Source organism: Exiguobacterium sp. BG5(2022), from assembly GCF_031844365.1.
Taxonomy (GTDB): domain Bacteria; phylum Bacillota; class Bacilli; order Exiguobacteriales; family Exiguobacteriaceae; genus Exiguobacterium; species Exiguobacterium profundum.
The window spans coordinates 1372799-1390069 of the sequence record NZ_JAUZVB010000001.1 but is presented as its reverse complement, the minus strand read 5'-3'; the positions used below and the strand labels follow the sequence as shown (position 1 = coordinate 1390069).

The 17271-nt window shown below is 49.9% G+C and carries 21 protein-coding genes; 11 read left to right on the top strand and 10 right to left on the bottom strand.

All coding sequences use genetic code 11. The features are described 5' to 3' along the window. Positions 1-5 precede the first annotated feature (5 nt). Together fliS and fliT are read left to right on the top strand one after the other, a co-directional pair. Positions 6-380 carry a flagellar export chaperone FliS gene (gene fliS / locus Q9R25_RS07130; protein WP_074036234.1) on the top strand — a complete coding sequence of 125 codons (375 nt, stop codon included), beginning with the start codon at positions 6-8 and terminating at the stop codon, positions 378-380. Continuing rightward, complete coding sequence (fliT, locus tag Q9R25_RS07125) at positions 377-730, top strand: flagellar protein FliT (RefSeq protein ID WP_074036236.1); 354 nt, start codon at positions 377-379, stop codon at positions 728-730. The genes fliS and fliT overlap by 4 nt, the downstream gene beginning before the upstream one ends. 34 nt (positions 731-764) lie before the next feature. On the opposite strand, the gene Q9R25_RS07120 is transcribed toward fliT, so the two are convergent. Beyond that, entirely contained in the window at positions 765-1142 is a 378-nt protein-coding gene (locus tag Q9R25_RS07120; protein WP_311282957.1) for a DUF3021 family protein, read from the bottom strand. A 160-nt stretch (positions 1143-1302) separates the two neighbouring features. Between Q9R25_RS07120 and Q9R25_RS07115 the strand changes: the two genes are divergently transcribed. Together Q9R25_RS07115 and Q9R25_RS07110 are read left to right on the top strand one after the other, a co-directional pair. Next, the gene (locus Q9R25_RS07115) at positions 1303-1485 is read left to right on the top strand and encodes a hypothetical protein (RefSeq protein WP_214690645.1); all 183 of its coding nucleotides are present in this window, start codon (positions 1303-1305) and stop codon (positions 1483-1485) included. Between the two features lie 138 nt (positions 1486-1623). Continuing rightward, positions 1624-2250, top strand: coding sequence for a hypothetical protein (locus Q9R25_RS07110; RefSeq protein ID WP_078147330.1), 627 nt, complete (start codon positions 1624-1626; stop codon positions 2248-2250). Positions 2251-2399: 149 nt separating this feature from the next. Here Q9R25_RS07110 and Q9R25_RS07105 read toward each other — a convergent pair whose 3' ends face one another. The 9 genes from Q9R25_RS07105 to Q9R25_RS07065 all read right to left on the bottom strand — a co-directional run bounded on the left by Q9R25_RS07105 (position 2400) and on the right by Q9R25_RS07065 (position 8769). Next, a complete protein-coding gene (locus Q9R25_RS07105; protein ID WP_078147329.1) occupies positions 2400-2873 on the bottom strand; it encodes an AraC family transcriptional regulator in 474 nt (157 codons plus the stop codon). Between the two features lie 99 nt (positions 2874-2972). Further along, on the bottom strand, positions 2973-3473 hold the full coding sequence (locus Q9R25_RS07100; RefSeq protein ID WP_214690646.1) for a DUF1572 family protein: 501 nt from the start codon (positions 3471-3473) through the stop codon (positions 2973-2975). 263 nt (positions 3474-3736) lie between these two features. Continuing rightward, the gene (locus Q9R25_RS07095) at positions 3737-4402 is read right to left on the bottom strand and encodes a DUF2225 domain-containing protein (protein WP_074036244.1); all 666 of its coding nucleotides are present in this window, start codon (positions 4400-4402) and stop codon (positions 3737-3739) included. A 9-nt stretch (positions 4403-4411) separates the two neighbouring features. Continuing rightward, on the bottom strand, positions 4412-4855 hold the full coding sequence (locus tag Q9R25_RS07090) for a YaaR family protein (protein ID WP_074036246.1): 444 nt from the start codon (positions 4853-4855) through the stop codon (positions 4412-4414). 24 nt (positions 4856-4879) lie between these two features. Continuing rightward, on the bottom strand, positions 4880-5782 hold the full coding sequence (locus Q9R25_RS07085) for a flagellin N-terminal helical domain-containing protein (protein ID WP_159562647.1): 903 nt from the start codon (positions 5780-5782) through the stop codon (positions 4880-4882). Further along, positions 5766-6146, bottom strand: coding sequence for a flagellar protein FliS (locus Q9R25_RS07080; protein ID WP_159562646.1), 381 nt, complete (start codon positions 6144-6146; stop codon positions 5766-5768). Before Q9R25_RS07080 ends, Q9R25_RS07085 begins: the two co-directional genes overlap by 17 nt. Further along, positions 6143-6433: an EscU/YscU/HrcU family type III secretion system export apparatus switch protein gene (locus Q9R25_RS07075; protein WP_047795070.1), complete on the bottom strand. Its 291-nt coding sequence runs from the start codon at positions 6431-6433 to the stop codon at positions 6143-6145. Before Q9R25_RS07075 ends, Q9R25_RS07080 begins: the two co-directional genes overlap by 4 nt. Positions 6434-6442: 9 nt before the next feature. Next, complete coding sequence (locus Q9R25_RS07070) at positions 6443-8188, bottom strand: hypothetical protein (protein WP_311282956.1); 1746 nt, start codon at positions 8186-8188, stop codon at positions 6443-6445. A gap of 74 nt (positions 8189-8262) precedes the next feature. Then, positions 8263-8769 carry a competence protein ComK gene (locus tag Q9R25_RS07065; RefSeq protein ID WP_235189275.1) on the bottom strand — a complete coding sequence of 169 codons (507 nt, stop codon included), beginning with the start codon at positions 8767-8769 and terminating at the stop codon, positions 8263-8265. Between the two features lie 259 nt (positions 8770-9028). Between Q9R25_RS07065 and cspD the strand changes: the two genes are divergently transcribed. The 7 genes from cspD (at position 9029) to Q9R25_RS07030 (ending at position 16996) form a co-directional block, all read left to right on the top strand. Beyond that, positions 9029-9226, top strand: a complete 198-nt coding sequence (cspD, locus tag Q9R25_RS07060; RefSeq protein ID WP_012726946.1) for a cold-shock protein CspD — start codon at positions 9029-9031, stop codon at positions 9224-9226. Positions 9227-9532: 306 nt separating this feature from the next. Then, on the top strand, positions 9533-10096 hold the full coding sequence (gene hpf, locus Q9R25_RS07055; RefSeq protein ID WP_012726945.1) for a ribosome hibernation-promoting factor, HPF/YfiA family: 564 nt from the start codon (positions 9533-9535) through the stop codon (positions 10094-10096). 139 nt (positions 10097-10235) lie between these two features. Further along, positions 10236-12758, top strand: coding sequence for a preprotein translocase subunit SecA (gene secA / locus Q9R25_RS07050; protein ID WP_159562644.1), 2523 nt, complete (start codon positions 10236-10238; stop codon positions 12756-12758). A gap of 54 nt (positions 12759-12812) precedes the next feature. Then, entirely contained in the window at positions 12813-13913 is a 1101-nt protein-coding gene (gene prfB / locus Q9R25_RS07045; protein ID WP_035387837.1) for a peptide chain release factor 2, read from the top strand. A gap of 61 nt (positions 13914-13974) precedes the next feature. Next, complete coding sequence (locus tag Q9R25_RS07040) at positions 13975-14832, top strand: YitT family protein (protein ID WP_214690649.1); 858 nt, start codon at positions 13975-13977, stop codon at positions 14830-14832. Positions 14833-14940: 108 nt separating this feature from the next. Beyond that, a complete protein-coding gene (gene cccB, locus Q9R25_RS07035) occupies positions 14941-15276 on the top strand; it encodes a cytochrome c551 (protein ID WP_031422851.1) in 336 nt (111 codons plus the stop codon). A gap of 112 nt (positions 15277-15388) precedes the next feature. Further along, entirely contained in the window at positions 15389-16996 is a 1608-nt protein-coding gene (locus Q9R25_RS07030; RefSeq protein WP_159562643.1) for a BCCT family transporter, read from the top strand. Positions 16997-17271 lie beyond the last annotated feature (275 nt).

Here is a 17271-nt window from a genome sequence, read left to right as displayed (position 1 = left end):
TTTAAATGGTAGCCAATCCATATGCAGCATATCAAAACAATGCGGTCACGACCGCAAATCCACAGGAACTGACGCTTATGCTTTATGACGGAGCGCTCAAGTTCATGCGCCTCGCCAAGCTTGCAATCGATCAAGGTAACCCTGATTTAAAGAACGTCAACATTCAAAAGACGCAAGCTATTTTTCGGGAACTTCGTCTGACACTCAATAAAGACATCGCTGTCTCAGCGAACTTAGATTCGCTCTATGACTACATGTGGCGCCGCCTCGTTGATGCGAACGTCAAGAACGATACAGCTATCCTTGACGAGGTACTTGATTTTACGACCGAACTACGTGATACGTGGAAGGAAGCGATGAAACTCGCGAAGCAGTCATGAGACCGATTGATGAAATCATCTTAAAGACGCAACGCTTGAAAGAACTGCTCGCACAAGTCCCGGAAGAACCGACGTATGATACATGGATGGAACAAATCCATGAGCTTTTAGATGATAGGGAACAGTTGCTCGCAGCACACGGTCCCGATTTGGAAAAAGCCGATCAAAAGGTCCTCAGGCAACTCGTCGACGATAGTCAAAAGATTTCTCGTCTCATTGAAGCCGAGCACCAGCGTCTAGGGATGACGCTAGGGACAGCCCGGATGGAACGGAAGACGGTCAAATCATATGTCGACCCATATGAAGACGTCGATTCTAACTTTTCTGGTCTATTCGACCAGCAGACGTAAAAAGCTCGAAGGCATATGCCTTCGAGCTTTTGTGTTAAGAGGCTTTGACTTGTCGACGCATGCGGATGATGAAATAAGAAGCGGTAAATAAAATCAGACCACTCACCGTGAAGTTTAAATAGAGACGTGCGGCATCTTGAAGCGATGTGATTGGCGTAGACCGACCGAACCATAGAAGTGGTAGGATTGTCACGTGCATAACGCTCCAATGAATGAAGATTTTTTTCTTGAACGACCACTGTTTGACTTCATAAATAACGCTTGTGAGCCCGAGGAAGAAGGCGACCCCTGCGTAGATGAACATTCCATGCACAGCCTCTGTATTCCCTGACCAACCTTGATAGAGAGCAAGTATCGCGAATGGCAACGACCAAATGAGACTCCGAAGTATTCCTTTTTTCAATAGTTGCATATGAATCTTCCTTTCATCGAATCGTTGTAAATGTATACGGCTGTGGAAAGGAAAAGTTTCATATAAAGGGTATAGATGAAATGACGTCTGTTTTCCGCTATAATCGGGTAAACATCAATGTAGCCGTTGCTTCTTTTCTGGAAAGAGGGAGGGAAACGAGATGCGTGAGAAAGAGTCCAAGATATCGTCACGGAAGCGCCGTTATTTCGTCTATGGTCCAGAGGGAGCGTACGATGAATACGTGGAACGGGACCCGAAACTTGAAGCGTACGTCGAGGACGATACGCCGTTTGAGGATCGTCCTGACCCATACGAGGAAGAAGAGCTGAAATCAAGAGGATAAGTATACATGTCAAGGTCCGATTATGGACCTTGACTTTTATTTTACCTGGAACTTTTTCTTAATACGGTTCGGTTTGTCAATTCGTTATATTCGTCTTAACCACAACATCACTTGGATTAAGAAAAGGGAGAGATGAAGATGAACATGAAACGATTTGGCTTACTGGTGGCGGTACCGCTCGCACTACTTGTCGGTTGCGGGGAAGCAGACGAACTGAAGACGACGGCGACGGATACGGAAGAAGTGGTAGAGGCGGAAGCGAACGTACCAGAGGAGACGACTGTTGAAGAGACGGACGTCCAAGAAAGTGAACTCGGTACGAACAAGATCTACATGAAGAATAAGGCACTCACGATCACGGAGACGATGGGTCCGATTCAATTCGCCATCGACAAAGTACAGACGTCACGCCTCACGGTCGCAGAAGCTTATAGCGACTCATTCGATGGACAAGAAGAGGTGACGGTCGTCGCGATGAACATGTTGGTCGAGAATACGGTCGACGAGACGATGAGCTTCCATCCGAACCAGGCAACACTGGTGACGAACACAGGGGAACAGGTGTCTTCGGACTTATGGTTCTCAGATGACGTCGGTGGAGAATTTTTAGGAAAGGTGAAGAAAGAAGGGAACGTCCTCTTCTTCGTGAAAGCAAAACCAGAAGAGCTGACGGACTTGAAAGTCGTCATCGATGGACCATTCAACGAGAACTTCGACAAAGTGGCAGAAGACCGCTACGAATATACACTTAACGTGACAAAATAAGAGTAGGTGTGCCGAATAAAATCGGTACGCCTAGTCTCATGGTTGATTATTACTACACAATAAGCATAGTGGTTAGCATAGAGAATATAAGAAGGGATTCTCATATTTTGAGAGTTCCTTGTATCTTAATTTTTTCATTTTGTAAAATCTTAATTCTTAATGGGTACATATAAATCGACTTTAGATTTTCCGTCGGGATCTTCAGCTGGATTGTTCAAATTGAACTCCAAGGTATTTCTAGATTCGTCCACTGAATATTCGCGTTCTAGTAACCATTCTTCAAAAATATATTTATACGTCTCACTCAGTTTTTCTGGAGTATCGTAGAAATGGTGCACGATGTATTGACCACCTTCTAGCATTTTAAATTGTATCTCCCCGTGCCCTGTTTTATCAAAGTTTTTAGGAACTGTGACACAAGCATCATGTCTACATTCATGAGGATCAACATCGTTCGGATTATCTAATGAAATACCGATAAATTGACTTGATGGAGGGTAAAGGTTGTGTTCCGTCGCCCAATGTATTAATTTCCCCCAATGTTCTTGTGGTTCAAAATAGCTACCCGTACGTCTGATAAATGCAATTTCAGTTTCAGGCAATTGCTTTAAAGTCATATCCATTTTGTAACCCCCATTAAAGTTGACTGATTCAATTGTCTTGATGTCCAAAAAAGTGCTTCATTGAAATAATATCTCGTTGAAGTGTTGCAACAGGAATTGTTATTTACGCTGATGCGGCAACGGAATCGACAACACATCCCAGTCGCTCCCGGCGAATAGCTTCGACAGATAGACGATTTGTCCGACATGATACCCATAATGCGACACTTGGCGTTCGATCGCGTCAATCACGGAATGGGCTTCCCCTCGAATCATCACGTTCTTCCCTAAGTCATCTGGTGTCAAATCAGCTAAAACATTATCCAACAGTTGCCAACGCTCGTCCCAAACCTCCATGAGCTCCGCACGGGATAGCTGCTGGTCCTCGAACTCGGCGTCCCGGTCACGGTCCGGCTTCTCGCCGTCTGTCGTCAAAAAATCGGTCCAACGCGACTTCATGTTATTCGCCATGTGCTGGATGATCAAGGCGAGCGAGAGTGTGTCCGGCGCAAGTGTCTTGTGCAGGTCCTCTTCACTCACTTGGACGAGCGCGCGCTCAGCGAGTTGTTTCTGGCTTTTAAACGTAGCACGTACGGTATCGAGATATTGCGTTTCAAACATGAAAAGATCCTCCTCTTCGTATGTATCTGCTTTGAATATACCCCATATCTATCCCACTAAAAATTAAATTAATGTTATAGCAATTGAGATTCCATGGGATACATCCTGCAAGACGTCACCGCATAGTCGACATGAGGGTACTGGGTAGTCAATGTTATGTGGATCTCTTATTCATCAATTGTGCCGATTGCGTTTGAATGTGAGTGGATGAGTGCGATTTTTTGTATTCAAAAAGTGTGAGACACAAGGTCCCACACTTCTGATTAGGCGTGCTCCAATCGAAACTCTTCCCAATGATCACGGGCCTGGTTCCGGATGCGTTCCGATACTTCCTTACTGCTGAGGAGAATCCCATACCAGCGACGCGCGTCCTCGTAGTAGTCAAGCGCGGCCGACAAATCGGCAATCCGCAACATGAGCTGGTCGTACGGTAATCCGGTCCGAATCGGGTCTGTATACGCTTCTTGCACCTCATTGTATTTATCGAGCGTCCGCTGCATCCATTCCTTTTCAGACGCTGCATCCCCAATCAATCGGTACATCCATACGATTCGCATCCCGAGCATAGCGATGACAGATGGTTTTTGTCCGCTCAACTGGGCCGTCATGACGGCGAACTTATAGAGAAGGATGACGTGCTCATATGAACGGTCGCCTTTCAACACATCCGGATTCACTTGATTGAAGTAGTTCGTCTCAAGCGCTTCTCGGTTATGTTTGCGCACCTTGTCGAACGAGTCGTGAAAGACGAGGTGACAATTGTCACAGACGGTCGGTTCGTATAAATAAGGATTCGGTCCATCATACGTTGTGTAGCCATCCTTCTCAACTTCGAGTGGACGGATGTGACGTGATAAGACACGGTTCGTCTTACTTTCTTGTAAACAATACGGACATTTGACTTTCTTCAAAAACAAATGTTCTGCCATCTCGACACCTCACACATAGACATTGACGAGCAATCCGCGAATTTCACCGACTTGGTCGAGTAAGGAAAGGCGAGAGGCCTCACCCGAGATGACCTGATCTGTCAGCGCGAGGAGTTTTTGGTCGACTTGTTCGACGACCTTATAAATCTTCGCGCGCCCGCGGCGATTGAATCCGCGTTTATCTTCGAGACGGAGTGCCGCGTCAACGGCCTCTTTCATAAAGTCTTTAATCATTTGTTTGTATTCGGCAAGCGCTTCGACGGTCTGACTTTCAGCTAGAAGTTCTCCTTGTTCATGAATCGCGGCAATTTGACGTTGGAAGCGTTCATGCTCCCGGTCTTCGCGCTTCTGACCGATCACATTTTGGAAGGAGACACCGGGTTCGACTTCGGCGCGCTTTGCCTTACTTGAGCCGAGGAGCGATTGCGTCTCCATGATGCGACGAATGTCCATATGGGCAACCGTCCTTTCTTTAGGTTAGTTCAATAATTGTAACACGCCTTGCGGCAATGCGTTCGACTGGGCAATCATCGCCATGCCGGACTGGTTCAAAATGTTTAGACGTGCGAAGTCCATCATTTCACGGGCCATGTCGGCATCACGGATTCGTGACTCAGACGCCGTTAAGTTTTCTGAGCCGATGGCGACGACGCTGACGTTCGCTTCTAAGCGATTTTGGATGGCTCCGAGTTTTGAACGTTCGAGTGACACTTTGTTGATGGCTGCATCGAATTTCGAAATGGCATCACCCGCATCCTCAGGTGTCAACACACTCAATGCATAATACGTTTCAGTGGGTGTCGTCGAATCGTTGTCATGGTCGACGGCAGGAAGTTCTCCGCCACCGGGTGTCGTCATCGTGATATTGAGTGCATGGGCACGCATATCTTCCACATTTAAGATGACGGCTTCATTGTTACCTGCACCGATTTGGAAGAATAACGTATTATTGCCTTGCATGTATTCGCCATTCATAATTTTCTTTGAGTTGAATTCCGTCGTTTCGGCAATTCGTGTCACTTCGGCAGTCAACGCGTTAATTTCTTCCTGGACAGCTTTGGCGTCGTCTTCACTGAGCGTTCCATTTGCTGATTGAACCGATAATTCACGCATCCGTTGGAGAAGGGCGTGTGTTTCGTTCATCCCGCCTTCGAGTGTCTGCGTGAGTGAGATACTGTCGAGCGTGTTGCGTTCTGCCATCGAGAGCGAGTCGAGGCGCATCCGCATTTTCTCTGAGATGGCGAGTCCTGCCGCATCATCAGATGCCTTGTTGATGCGAATCCCACTTGAGAGGCGATCCATCGTTTTTTTCATTGACGCTTGATTCAGGGAAAGAGATGTATACGCTTTTAATGCTTGGACGTTATTCGTAATTTTCATAACGGTTTCCTCCAGTCGTGACAGGTTGGGTCTTGGCACGCTCCATTGCTTCACCCCATGTTTGATCGAGGTCACTTGCGAGCGTATGTAGTTCGGCGATTTTTTCCTTATCCTGGTCGATGATAGCTTCGACGCTTGCGTTTGCCATATATAGATAAATTTCATCCAGTTGAGCCGCGATAATCCCGCCGCCGTCATGGAGTCCTTGGTGAAGTTTGACTAAAAGTTCACGGGCTTGGCGAAGATGACGGTTTCGTTCGGCAATCGTCGAATCTTGCGCATGTTTATAGTGATAGACGAGTGCGTGAAGCATCGCCTGAGTCAGCTCTTCCGGCCTCATTTCATATAATTGGGTTGAATTCATCTTTGTTCTCCTTTGATCGAATCAAGTTCCTCTATCAACAACAACACTTCTGCCATCACATCATAAAGTTGGGGTGGGATGGCGTCTCCTAGGTCAAGGTCGAGCAAATGGCCAAGCAAGGAATGGTCGTTCTCGACCGCTACTCCTCGGGCACGTGCTTCCTGTAAAATCTTTTCAGCGACGGCTCCGGTCCCGCGGGCGACGATGACGGGCGCTTTATCCGTCGTTTCATCATAGCGGACGACCGCGGCCGTCTTACGTTTCGTCAAATCCATGCGTTGGTACATCGGGACCTCCTAAATTCTAAAGTCATATCCTGTCGTCGGTGCTATCGTAGGCTCTTCGATGACACGATCAGCTTTCGTGAGCGGTTTGAACTGGGTCGTCACACTCTTATATCCAATTGTCTCGAGCGTTTGTTCGATTTTCCCGAGAAGGGGACGAGCGAGTCGCTCGACCGTCGAATCGTCGTGCTCGAGTGTGAGTCGGAGGTTTCGATCTTTTGCTTCGAGTTTGACACCAATTTCTCCAAGACGTGGGGTCTCTAAACGAATGTAGAGGACACTGTTCTCCCAGTCGACAACGTCCCCGGCCTCCCGGTTTTGGATATGAACATGGATTCCGGTGTCGATCTCTTGAACTTTTGCCGGTAGGGCGAACAAGAGTTGATGGAGCTGACCGCCATCAAGGCGGTTGAGCGTCTGTTGGACTTGGAAGAACGAGGCGAGGCGTTGCGCCTCGGGGTTCGTCGTATCTCCACGTACCGATAAAGCTGATGTCGGCGTATTGGACGTCGCTTGGGCGAGCTGTGCCTGTGTCTGCACACGTTGCGCTACTTCCTGGATGTGTCGTCCAGATAATGTCGAATCGAGCTTGAGTGGCGCGACGGTCGGCATCTCGCCGGCACGTGTCGCCCCGTGTGGGATATATTCGATGCGTGTCTGGTTCGGCGCATAACGGAAATCATTCAGTGCCGCTCGGACCTCTTTGACGAGTGTCGCACTCTCTTGTGGTTTCGTCGCAAGCAACGACAACGCGACGTCGAGTTTGGCCGTCATGGCGACCAATTGCTTCTCTTGAGTCACGTCGGTATGAAGCAAGGCGTCCGTCTTTTGGACGAGTTGTGTCAGACGGGTCGAGACGGTCTCGAGGGCAGGGCGTGCCGCATGCGGGTTCGTCTCGATCAACGCAGCGACTTGTCCGAGTTGTTTCGTGACGGTCGCCTGCTCGTTTCGGAACGTGTTCGTGACGGTCGCTAGATGTGACGTCACTTCCTTCACCATCACTTGCTTCCCGTTGATTGGAGGAAGCGGCATCGCTTGGCGCGATTCAGATTCAATCGGACGCGATGATATCGGTGTCGTCGGCGTGAGGTCACGGATGACCCGGTCAATCGTTTCCGGTGTCGGCGTGACGCGTTCACTCACGGGACGTGACAGATTGACGAGTTCGACATACCGCTCTTTTTGTGGGTAAGGAGTGTTCGGCGCCGGCGGTGTGATCTGTTGTTTCGCTTCGTTCAAAGAGAGGACGGCGATTTCCCGAGCCATCTCACGAGGAACGGTCGGAGTGTCGAGCGTCTTCAAATGTAGGATGACGTCCCGCATGTCCCCTTTGAAAGCCGTCTCGAGAAGGCGTACCGTGTCTTCGTTCATCGGCAAGCGTCCGGATTGTAGCAGACGGCTGACCGCGCTTCGTACTTCAGGTGGAAGGGAAGCGAGGAGCGTCTGAATCTTCGCATCAAGCTTTGACGACGCGGACGCAGGTGGTGCGGATTCAAGTGTCTCTTCCTTTGGAGGAACGACGGTCGCCATCAAGACGCCGTCCTGTTCGGCGAGCGTCACTTGGAACGGGTTCGTTTTCGGAAGCCCATCTTTAAATGTGACCTCGACTTCTTCACCGTTGATCTTGACAATCGCGGAGTCGGGTCCTGTTTGTTTGACGAGTTCGGCCTTGTACGTCCGGTTCGTCTGGATGCCTGGTAAGACCGAACTGACGGCGGTCGCTTGGGCTTGAATTTGCATGTTTGTCACCTCGACCATAATATCGACCTCTTTTTAAAAAAATGAAGCGATACAATAGAAAAAAACCTTCCGTCTTTTCGACGGAAGGCGTGTCAGGACTCGAGCACGGGGCTCGCGTTCAATTGTTGGAACCGGGCGACAAGTTCACCTGTCGCTTTGAGCTGGTTCCGGAGGACGTACGGTGTTGCGTTCGTTTGGATTTGATGTCCATCAGTCGTGAGGACAAGCCCGTTCGGCTCACCCTCAATGTTCAGTATGTCTCGAATATGGGACCAGGCATACCATTCACAATCGTCTCGTTTTGGAGACTTCGTCGGGAAGAAGACGAGTCCAGTTGTCGGTTCAATCACGACAGGGACTTTCCCTTTTACGCCGGCGACGCGTTTGGCGATGAAGATTCTTTCCTCGATCGAGCTGTTGTACTGGCGGCAAGAAAGTTGCAACAACTGGTACGGCCGGAGCGGGGTTGAAATCTCGGTGCCATCCTCGAGAATGATCCGTGACTGCTTCATGATGTCAAAGCAAGGGAGAATCGCCACGGTTCGCTTTGTGATGCGATATTTTTCCTCAGAATAGTAGGAGCGCATACGCTGCACCATCCTCCTCGTATTAGATTTTCAGGATCGGCTAAAGACAAACGGCACAAACCTAAATCATCCCTTCAATGATATATCACAAAAAATGTAAATTCAACAAGACAATATGAAAAGTAGGGAAATATAATTCCAATGAAAGCCAAATGACGAAACGTTTACAAATATTTGAGAAAGTATTTGTCACGCTTACAAGAAGGTGGTAAGATTAGCCGTAGAGGACAATCCTCTGTATTCTCCAATGGTGAAAGGAATGGATTTACACATGGTAGGTAAAGTAAAATGGTTTAACTCAGAAAAAGGTTTTGGATTCATCGAAGTTGAAGGCGGCAAAGACGTGTTCGTACACTTCTCAGCAATCCAATCTGAAGGCTACAAATCACTTGACGAAGGTCAAGATGTAGAGTTTGAAATCGTTGATGGCGAGCGTGGCCCACAAGCGGCTAACGTTGTAAAATTATAATTTCAAACCACGAAGCCGGCTCCCTTGGGAGTCGGCTTTTATTTTTTCTACATAATAAAAAAAGGCGTTTAAAAATGAGTGGAATGGGTATTTTCTTTCTATACCTTTCGCTCGTTCTAGGAAATGTTGAATTCGGAACAAAATTGTCATTATTTTCTGATGATAACGTTTTCAATCGCAGCGTTTTCGGGGTATAATATGAGTGAGCCACCTGGTTCCCCTTTCTTTTTTAAGAAATGAAGCAGGAGATTCCGTCTCGTTCGACGAATCATTGGTTCAAGCGGTTATTTCTAAGGAGGAGTTCAGATGATTTATAACATTCGCGGCGAAAACATTGAGGTCACACCAGCAATCAAAGACTATGTCGAGAAAAAGCTGGAGAAGTTGACTCGGTATTTCACAACTCCTACGGATGCACAGACGGCTTACGTCAACTTGAAAGTGTATAACGAGAAACAAAAAGTGGAAGTGACGATCCCGATGCCGAACTTGTTGCTCCGTGCTGAGGACATCAACCTCGACATGTATGCGGCAATCGACCTCGTCGTCGATAAATTGGAACGTCAAATCCGTAAACACAAAACGAAACTCAACCGTAAAGGACGCGGGAAAGAAGGTGGCGTCGGCGAGTACTTCAAGTCTTTAGAAGGACCTGATGATACACCGGCCGTCTACGATGAGGACGAGGCAGAACTCGAACTCGTGCGGACGAAACGCTTCACGTTGAAACCGATGGACACGGAAGAGGCGATTCTTCAAATGGATATGCTCGGTCACAGCTTCTTCGTCTTCTCAGACGCAGAAACGGGCAACACGAACGTCGTCTACCGTCGTAAAGATGGGAAGTACGGCTTGATCGAACCTGAATAATAAACTTGACACTACACGACCTCCCGGCTTCGGGGGGTCGTTTCCTTTTGCCTTTCCTTGAAAGGTGGCACCACTTCGGTTAAACTGTACATTAGGGAAAAAACATGCATTTTTTAGTGAGTGCAGAGGAGATATGAGTATGGCGAACTTTTTGAAAGAGTTATTTGCTCCACAGAAACGAATGTTGAAAAAAGCAGAGAAAGCGGCCGACTTGATCGAGTCGTTCGCCGAACCAATCAAAGCATTGTCCGACGAACAGCTTCAGGCGAAGACGGAAGAGTTCCGGGAACGTCTGGCAAAAGGCGAGACACTTGACGACCTCTTGCCGGAGGCGTTCGCGGTCTGTCGTGAGGCATCGGAGCGTGTGCTCGGGATGCGTCATTACCGTGTCCAGCTCATCGGGGGCTATGTGCTCCATAACGGCGACATCGCCGAAATGAAAACCGGTGAAGGGAAGACGCTCGTCGCGACACTTCCTGTCTACTTGAACGCGCTCACTGGCCGTGGCGTACACGTCGTAACGGTCAACGAATATTTGGCGAAACGAGATAAAGAACTCATGGAGCCGCTCTACTTCGCACTCGGTCTTTCAGTCGGCCTCAACGTGTCGAACATGGACCGTGTCGAGAAACAAGCGGCCTATAATTGTGATATCACGTACTCGACGAACAACGAGCTCGGGTTCGACTACCTCCGTGACAACATGGTCCTTTATAAAGAAGACCGTGTTCAACGCGAGCTCTACTACACGATCGTCGATGAAGTCGACTCGATCCTCGTCGATGAGGCGCGTACTCCGCTCATCATCTCGGGATCGGCTCAAAAATCGACAGAACTCTACACACGCGCGGATGCGTTCGTCCGTACATTGAAAGAGGAAGACGATTACACGGTCGACGTGAAGACGAAATCGGTCCTCTTGACGGACCAAGGGGTCGACCTCGCCGAGAAGTTCTTCGGCATCGACAACCTGTTCGCAATCGAGCACGTCGCCGTCAACCACCACGTCGGGCTCGCCCTTCGTGCAAACGCGGTCATGCATCACGATATCGACTATATGGTACGTGAGGGGCAAGTCATGATCATCGACCAATTCACGGGTCGTGTCATGGACGGACGCCGCTACTCGGAAGGTCTTCACCAGGCAATCGAGGCGAAAGAAGGCGTCGAGATTCAACGCGAATCGATGACGCTCGCCACAATCACGTATCAGAACTACTTCCGGATGTACGAGAAACTTGCCGGGATGACCGGTACAGCGAAGACAGAGGAAGAAGAGTTCCGCAACATCTACAACATGCAAGTCGTGACGATTCCGACGAACAAACCGATTCTCCGGGATGACAAGGCAGACCTCATCTTCAAATCGATGGAAGGCAAGTTCAAAGCCGTCGTGGAAGAGATTTCGGCAGTTCACGCAACGGGACAACCGATCCTCGTCGGTACGGTCGCCGTCGAGACATCTGAATACTTGAGCAAGCTTTTGACGAAGAAGAAGATTCGTCACGATGTCTTAAACGCGAAGAACCACGCGCGTGAGGCGGAAATCATCGAGAACGCCGGTCAAAAAGGTTCCGTCACGATTGCGACGAACATGGCCGGTCGTGGTACCGACATCAAGCTCGGAGAAGGTGTCATCGACCTCGGTGGTCTTTACATCATCGGGACAGAGCGTCACGAATCACGCCGAATCGATAACCAACTACGTGGTCGTGCGGGCCGTCAAGGGGACCCGGGTAAATCCCAGTTCTACTTATCACTCGAAGATGAGCTCATGCGTCGCTTCGGAACGGATAGCCTCCAAAGCATGATGGAGCGTCTCGGGATGGATGACACGCAACCGATTGAGAGCCGCATGGTCTCGAAAGCGGTCGAGTCAGCGCAAAAACGTGTCGAAGGAAACAACTACGATGCGCGGAAGCAGCTTCTCGGTTACGACAACGTCATGGCGGACCAACGGAAGGTCATGTACAAGGACCGCTCGAGCATCCTCGAGAACGAGTCGGTCACGGATATCGTCCGTTCGATGATGGCACAGACGGTCGAACTCGGTGTCGGTCAATACACGCCGATCGAACTCGTACCGGAAGAATGGAACATCGACGAGCTCGCGCACTGGGCCAACCAGACGCTCGCGCTCGAGAAGACGGTCGAAGGCAAAGACTTCTACGGCAAAGAGCGTGAAGAAATCATCGAGCTTCTCATGGAGCGCGTGAACGAGCAGTACGAGGCGAAACGTGAACTCGCGCCACCGGAACGCTTCAACGAGTTTGAGAAGATTATCGTGCTCCGTGCCGTCGACTCGCACTGGATGTCCCATATCGACCATATGGACCAGTTGCGCCAAGGGATTCATCTCCGCGCCTACGGACAGAACGATCCGCTTCGTGAGTATCAAGCGGAAGGGATTAACATGTTCGACGCGATGAACGCGGCGATCTCAGAAGAAGTGACAGGCTTCGTCCTTCGTGCCGAAGTCGGGGACAACCTCCGACGCGAGAAAGTCGTCGAAGAGGAAGTCGCCGTATCAGGCAAGAGCGATGCACCGGTCAAGAAGAAGCCGGTCCGTCGTTCGAAAGAAGACAGCATCGGTCGGAACGACCCGTGCTGGTGCGGTTCTGGTAAGAAGTTCAAGAACTGTCACGGTAGACAACAGGCTTAATTATTGAAGAGGCGGGTCCGCTCGCCTCTTTCCTACGGAAAGGTGAATCACACTATGGAAATTTCAGATATTCGGAACGAACTAGAGGCGATGGCGAAACGCCTCGAGAATTACAGAGCGTCTCTCAACTTGACAGAGAAAGAAGCACGTATCGCCGAGCTCGAGAACGAGATGACGTATCCAGACTTCTGGGACAACCAGGAGAAGGCACAAAAAGTCATCGACGAGTCAAACGGTCTCAAGGCGATGGTCGACAAGTATCAAGACCTCGCGAACCAACATGAGGACGGCGAAGTGACGCTCGAACTCATCAAGGAAGAGCCGGACGCCGAGATGCAAGAAGAGCTCGGGGAATCGATTCAAGCGCTCAAGAAGGAGTTTGATGACTTCGAACTCGAGATCCTCTTGAACGGACCGTACGATGCGAACAACGCCATCCTCGAATTGCACCCGGGTGCGGGCGGTACCGAGTCACAGGACTGGGCATCGATGCTCCTTCGGATGTATCAACGCTTCGCTGACAAACAAGGCTGGAAAGTCGAGACGGTCGATTACCTCCCGGGTGAAGAGGCGGGCGTCAAGTCGGTCACGCTCCGCATCGTCGGTCATAACGCATACGGCTACTTGAAGGCGGAGAAAGGGATTCACCGCTTGGTCCGCATCTCGCCATTCGACTCGTCTGGCCGTCGTCATACGTCGTTCGTGTCATGTGACGTCATGCCGGAATTCGATGACGACATCGAGATCGAAGTACGGACAGAAGACCTCCGTATCGACACGTACCGTGCATCAGGTGCCGGCGGTCAGCACATCAACACGACGGACTCTGCCGTCCGGATCACGCACGTGCCGACGGGCGTCGTCGTTTCGTGTCAGACCGAGCGCTCACAGATCAAGAACCGTGAGTCGGCGATGAAGATGTTGAAAGCGAAATTGTACCAACGCGAACTCGACGAGCAGCAACGAAAACTCGACGAGATCCGTGGGGAGAAGACGGACATCGGTTGGGGTAGCCAAATCCGTTCGTATGTCTTCCACCCGTATTCGATGGTCAAAGACCACCGGACGAACCATGAAGTCGGGAACACGAGTGGCGTCATGGACGGCGACGTCATGCCGTTCATCGATGCCTACCTTCGTAAAACAAATATGTGATGCATGTGGCTCAAAGACACCTGTCTTTGGGCCATGTTGTGTGTAAAGGAGACTTTCTTTAATGAAGCAAATCGTCAAAGACTATCTGTATTTGTTGACCGGCTCAGTGTTCGTCGCCTCGGCCTTCAGCTTATTTCTGTTGCCAAACAATCTGGCATCAGGCGGGGTGAGCGGGATCTCGGTCATCACTTATGAACTGTTCGGCATCTCGCCGGGGGCGTTCCAGCTCGTGGCGAACGTGTTACTTCTGATTATCGGGTGGGCCATCCTCGGCCTCGGCTTCGGTGTGAAGTCGCTCGTCGGCTCCATCTTTTTACCGGGTGTCATTCTTTTCTATGAGGCGATCGATGCCGGTGCGGCTGTGGACGATACGCTCCTCGCGGCCATCTTCGGTGGTGTCGGCGTCGGTGTCGGACTCGGACTCATCTTCCGTGGACGCGCCTCGACAGGGGGAATGGACTTGATCGCTCAGATCTTACATAAGTTCACGCACATCCCGCTCTATCTCTGTATCGCCATCCTCGATGGCATGGTCGTCTTGACCGCGGCCTTGACGTTCTCGTTCACGACCGGGCTCTATGCACTCATCGCATTATTCATCACGGTCAAGATGATCGACTTCGTCCAGCTCGGGTTCACACAGGACAAGATGGCTTACGTCATCTCGGAGAAGCGAGACTTCATCGTCCGGGCCGTCTTCGAGGAGCTTGACCGTGGTGCGACAGAGATCCAAGCAATCGGAGCATACTCACGTCTCGACCGTCCGATGCTCATGATTGTTGTCCGTCAGAGCGAAGTGAGTCGATTGAAGGAAATCATCCGTCGGCTCGACCCGGAGGCATTCCTTGTCTTCAGTGAGGCACATGAGGTGCTAGGACAAGGGTTTACGTCCGATAAGCGTTACATCAACGTACCGTAAGTTGTGGAATCTTTGTGTACTTTTCGTGAGATTAGGTTAGAAAGCATACGTTAACGGCTATAATGGTAAATGTAGGTCATTTCTACAACTTAGGAGGGGAACGTGGTTATGAAAAAATGGATGATGGCCATCGGCCTCGGCGCCATGCTGACACTCGGCGCATGTGGCGGCGGTGAAGAAGAGGATACATCGAGCAACGGGGATTCGGGCTCGAACACGGCATCGGTTGACGCGGAAGCGGTATACGCACAAAACTGTGCGGCATGTCACGGTGCGAACCTTGAAGGAATGAGTGGCCCGTCACTCGAGCAAGTCGGTGCTCGTCTGTCGGCAGAAGAGATTGAAAACGTCATTCGAAACGGTCAAGGCGCGATGCCTGCGAACGTCATTGAAAAAGACGAAGAAATCACAGCGGTCGCTGCTTGGCTCGCTGAGAAAAAATAAGATTCGACAGCATGAGGTGGAACACACCTCATGCTTTTTTGTTTTGGGTGTTAGGGCTTGGGGAAATATTGTTAAGGTAACGTGAGACATAGTGGAAATGGAGTGATGACAATTGAAGACGAAACTGATTGACTGGCCGACCTTTATCGGCTCGTTTGTATTACTGTTAGGGGTGACGTTACCGCTCATCTTCTTCCCAGAGACCGGTAAAGCGTGGGTCGGTGCGGCGAATGAATACATGACCTCTAACTTCGGCATGTTGTACTTAGCAATGGGCTTAGGTGCGTTCGGATTTTTGATTTTCATTGCCTTCAGTAAGAATGGTCATATCAAATTAGGTCGTGAAGATGAAGAACCCGAATTTAGTACATTCTCTTGGGCGGCGATGTTATTTGCTGCCGGCATCGGGTCCAGCATCCTCTATTGGTCCGTCATCGAATGGGTCTATTACTATGAAGGTCCGCCGTTCGGGCTGACACCGGAGTCACCGGAAGCGATTCAATGGTCGACAGCATATGGGATGTTCCACTGGGGACCGATCGCTTGGGCAATCTATACGTTACCGGCACTGCCGATCGCTTATTTCTTTTACGTCCGTAAGAAATCCGTCTTAAAGGTAAGTGAAGCGGTACGTCCCGTTATCGGAAAATGGGCAGATGGACCCCTCGGTAAATTGATTGATATCTTATTTATCTTTGGATTATTAGGTGGTGCCGGGACGACGCTCGCCCTCGGTACCCCGATGATTGCCGAAGGGGTCAACGAACTGACAGGGATTCCCGTCACGCTCGGGATGCAGGCCGTCATCATGTTGATTTGTACGGTCATCTTCGCCATCAGTTCTTACATTGGACTGAAGGGTGGCATCAAAGTACTCAGTGACTTGAACATCTGGCTCGCCCTTGGGATTTTGACGTTCGTGCTTATCTTTGGTCCGACTCGATTCATTATGGAGACGACGTTCAATGGAGTCGGAATCGTCATGGATAACTTTTTCCGGATGGCAACGTGGATGGAACCGTTCGGTGACTTCGGTGGCTTCACATCGACCGGGTTCCCGGAATCGTGGACGGTGTTCTATTGGGCATGGTGGCTTGTCTATGCACCATTCGTCGGATTGTTCGTCGCCCGTATCTCACGCGGTCGTACGATTCGGAATATGATCTTTGGGACGATGGTGTACGGAACGCTCGGATGCATCTTGTTCTTTGGGATTCTCGGAAACTACGGGCTCTACCTTCATCTAAGTGGGACGTTCGATGTTGTCGGGTACATGGCGGCGAATGGCCCGGCACCTACAATCATCGCCATCATCGGCCAATTGCCTTTCGGGAAAGTCGTCATCGGCGTCTTTACGCTTCTTGCCATTATCTTTTTGGCGACAACGTTCGATTCATCATCATACATCTTGGCATCGGTCACGCAAAAACATGTCGAGGATGAGCCGATTGTCTGGAACCGTCTCTTTTGGGCGTTCGCGCTTGCTATCATGCCGCTCACGCTCATGTTCCTCGGCGGACTAGAGACGCTCCAGACAGCGAGTATCGTCGGTGGATTCCCGCTTATCTTCATCATGTTCCTTCTTGCTTGGTCATTCGTCCGCGTATCGAGTCGGGATATCCGGGCTTCCGATGACTATGAATCCTCAACGATTCATATCAAGTATCGGAAACGGAAAAAGTCGCCGTTTGATGCATTGAAAGAAAAACCACACGATTAAATGTGGCGTATTGGTGAAGGGTGTTCCTTAGGGAGCACCCTTTTGAAGTGCGGTTTCAATATTCTCTTGGGGAATAAGAAAGCGAGTTTCTTCGCGACATTTTCACATCGAACTCAATCGAACTGAAACAATCCTGTAATGGTGTTTTAAAAGTCGGATTGATATAATTGTAGTCGCTTCAACATATGCCCTAGATGATTTTTTGACCAGGCTAACATAAAAAAGCGACACCTTGACAGAGGGAGCCGTTTCCTGTAAAAAAGACTCTAGGCGAA

Excerpts from the sequence above, each read along its gene's own strand:
- secA (WP_159562644.1), top strand. The coding sequence starts at position 10,236 with ATGGCGAACTTTTTGAAAGAGTTATTTGCTCCACAGAAACGAATGTTG.
- Q9R25_RS07090 (WP_074036246.1), bottom strand. The coding sequence starts at position 4,855 with ATGGACATTCGTCGCATCATGGAGACGCAATCGCTCCTCGGCTCAAGT.
- Q9R25_RS07075 (WP_047795070.1), bottom strand. The coding sequence starts at position 6,433 with ATGTACCAACGCATGGATTTGACGAAACGTAAGACGGCCGCGGTCGTC.
- Q9R25_RS07040 (WP_214690649.1), top strand. The coding sequence starts at position 13,975 with ATGAAGCAAATCGTCAAAGACTATCTGTATTTGTTGACCGGCTCAGTG.
- Q9R25_RS07105 (WP_078147329.1), bottom strand. The coding sequence starts at position 2,873 with ATGGATATGACTTTAAAGCAATTGCCTGAAACTGAAATTGCATTTATC.
- Q9R25_RS07120 (WP_311282957.1), bottom strand. The coding sequence starts at position 1,142 with ATGCAACTATTGAAAAAAGGAATACTTCGGAGTCTCATTTGGTCGTTG.
- Q9R25_RS07110 (WP_078147330.1), top strand. The coding sequence starts at position 1,624 with ATGAACATGAAACGATTTGGCTTACTGGTGGCGGTACCGCTCGCACTA.
- Q9R25_RS07115 (WP_214690645.1), top strand. The coding sequence starts at position 1,303 with ATGCGTGAGAAAGAGTCCAAGATATCGTCACGGAAGCGCCGTTATTTC.
- fliS (WP_074036234.1), top strand. The coding sequence starts at position 6 with ATGGTAGCCAATCCATATGCAGCATATCAAAACAATGCGGTCACGACC.
- cspD (WP_012726946.1), top strand. The coding sequence starts at position 9,029 with ATGGTAGGTAAAGTAAAATGGTTTAACTCAGAAAAAGGTTTTGGATTC.
- Q9R25_RS07080 (WP_159562646.1), bottom strand. The coding sequence starts at position 6,146 with ATGAATTCAACCCAATTATATGAAATGAGGCCGGAAGAGCTGACTCAG.
- Q9R25_RS07095 (WP_074036244.1), bottom strand. The coding sequence starts at position 4,402 with ATGGCAGAACATTTGTTTTTGAAGAAAGTCAAATGTCCGTATTGTTTA.
- fliT (WP_074036236.1), top strand. The coding sequence starts at position 377 with ATGAGACCGATTGATGAAATCATCTTAAAGACGCAACGCTTGAAAGAA.
- Q9R25_RS07070 (WP_311282956.1), bottom strand. The coding sequence starts at position 8,188 with ATGGTCGAGGTGACAAACATGCAAATTCAAGCCCAAGCGACCGCCGTC.
- hpf (WP_012726945.1), top strand. The coding sequence starts at position 9,533 with ATGATTTATAACATTCGCGGCGAAAACATTGAGGTCACACCAGCAATC.
- prfB (WP_035387837.1), top strand. The coding sequence starts at position 12,813 with ATGGAAATTTCAGATATTCGGAACGAACTAGAGGCGATGGCGAAACGC.
- Q9R25_RS07100 (WP_214690646.1), bottom strand. The coding sequence starts at position 3,473 with ATGTTTGAAACGCAATATCTCGATACCGTACGTGCTACGTTTAAAAGC.
- cccB (WP_031422851.1), top strand. The coding sequence starts at position 14,941 with ATGAAAAAATGGATGATGGCCATCGGCCTCGGCGCCATGCTGACACTC.
- Q9R25_RS07085 (WP_159562647.1), bottom strand. The coding sequence starts at position 5,782 with ATGAAAATTACGAATAACGTCCAAGCATTAAAAGCGTATACATCTCTT.
- Q9R25_RS07065 (WP_235189275.1), bottom strand. The coding sequence starts at position 8,769 with ATGGTGCAGCGTATGCGCTCCTACTATTCTGAGGAAAAATATCGCATC.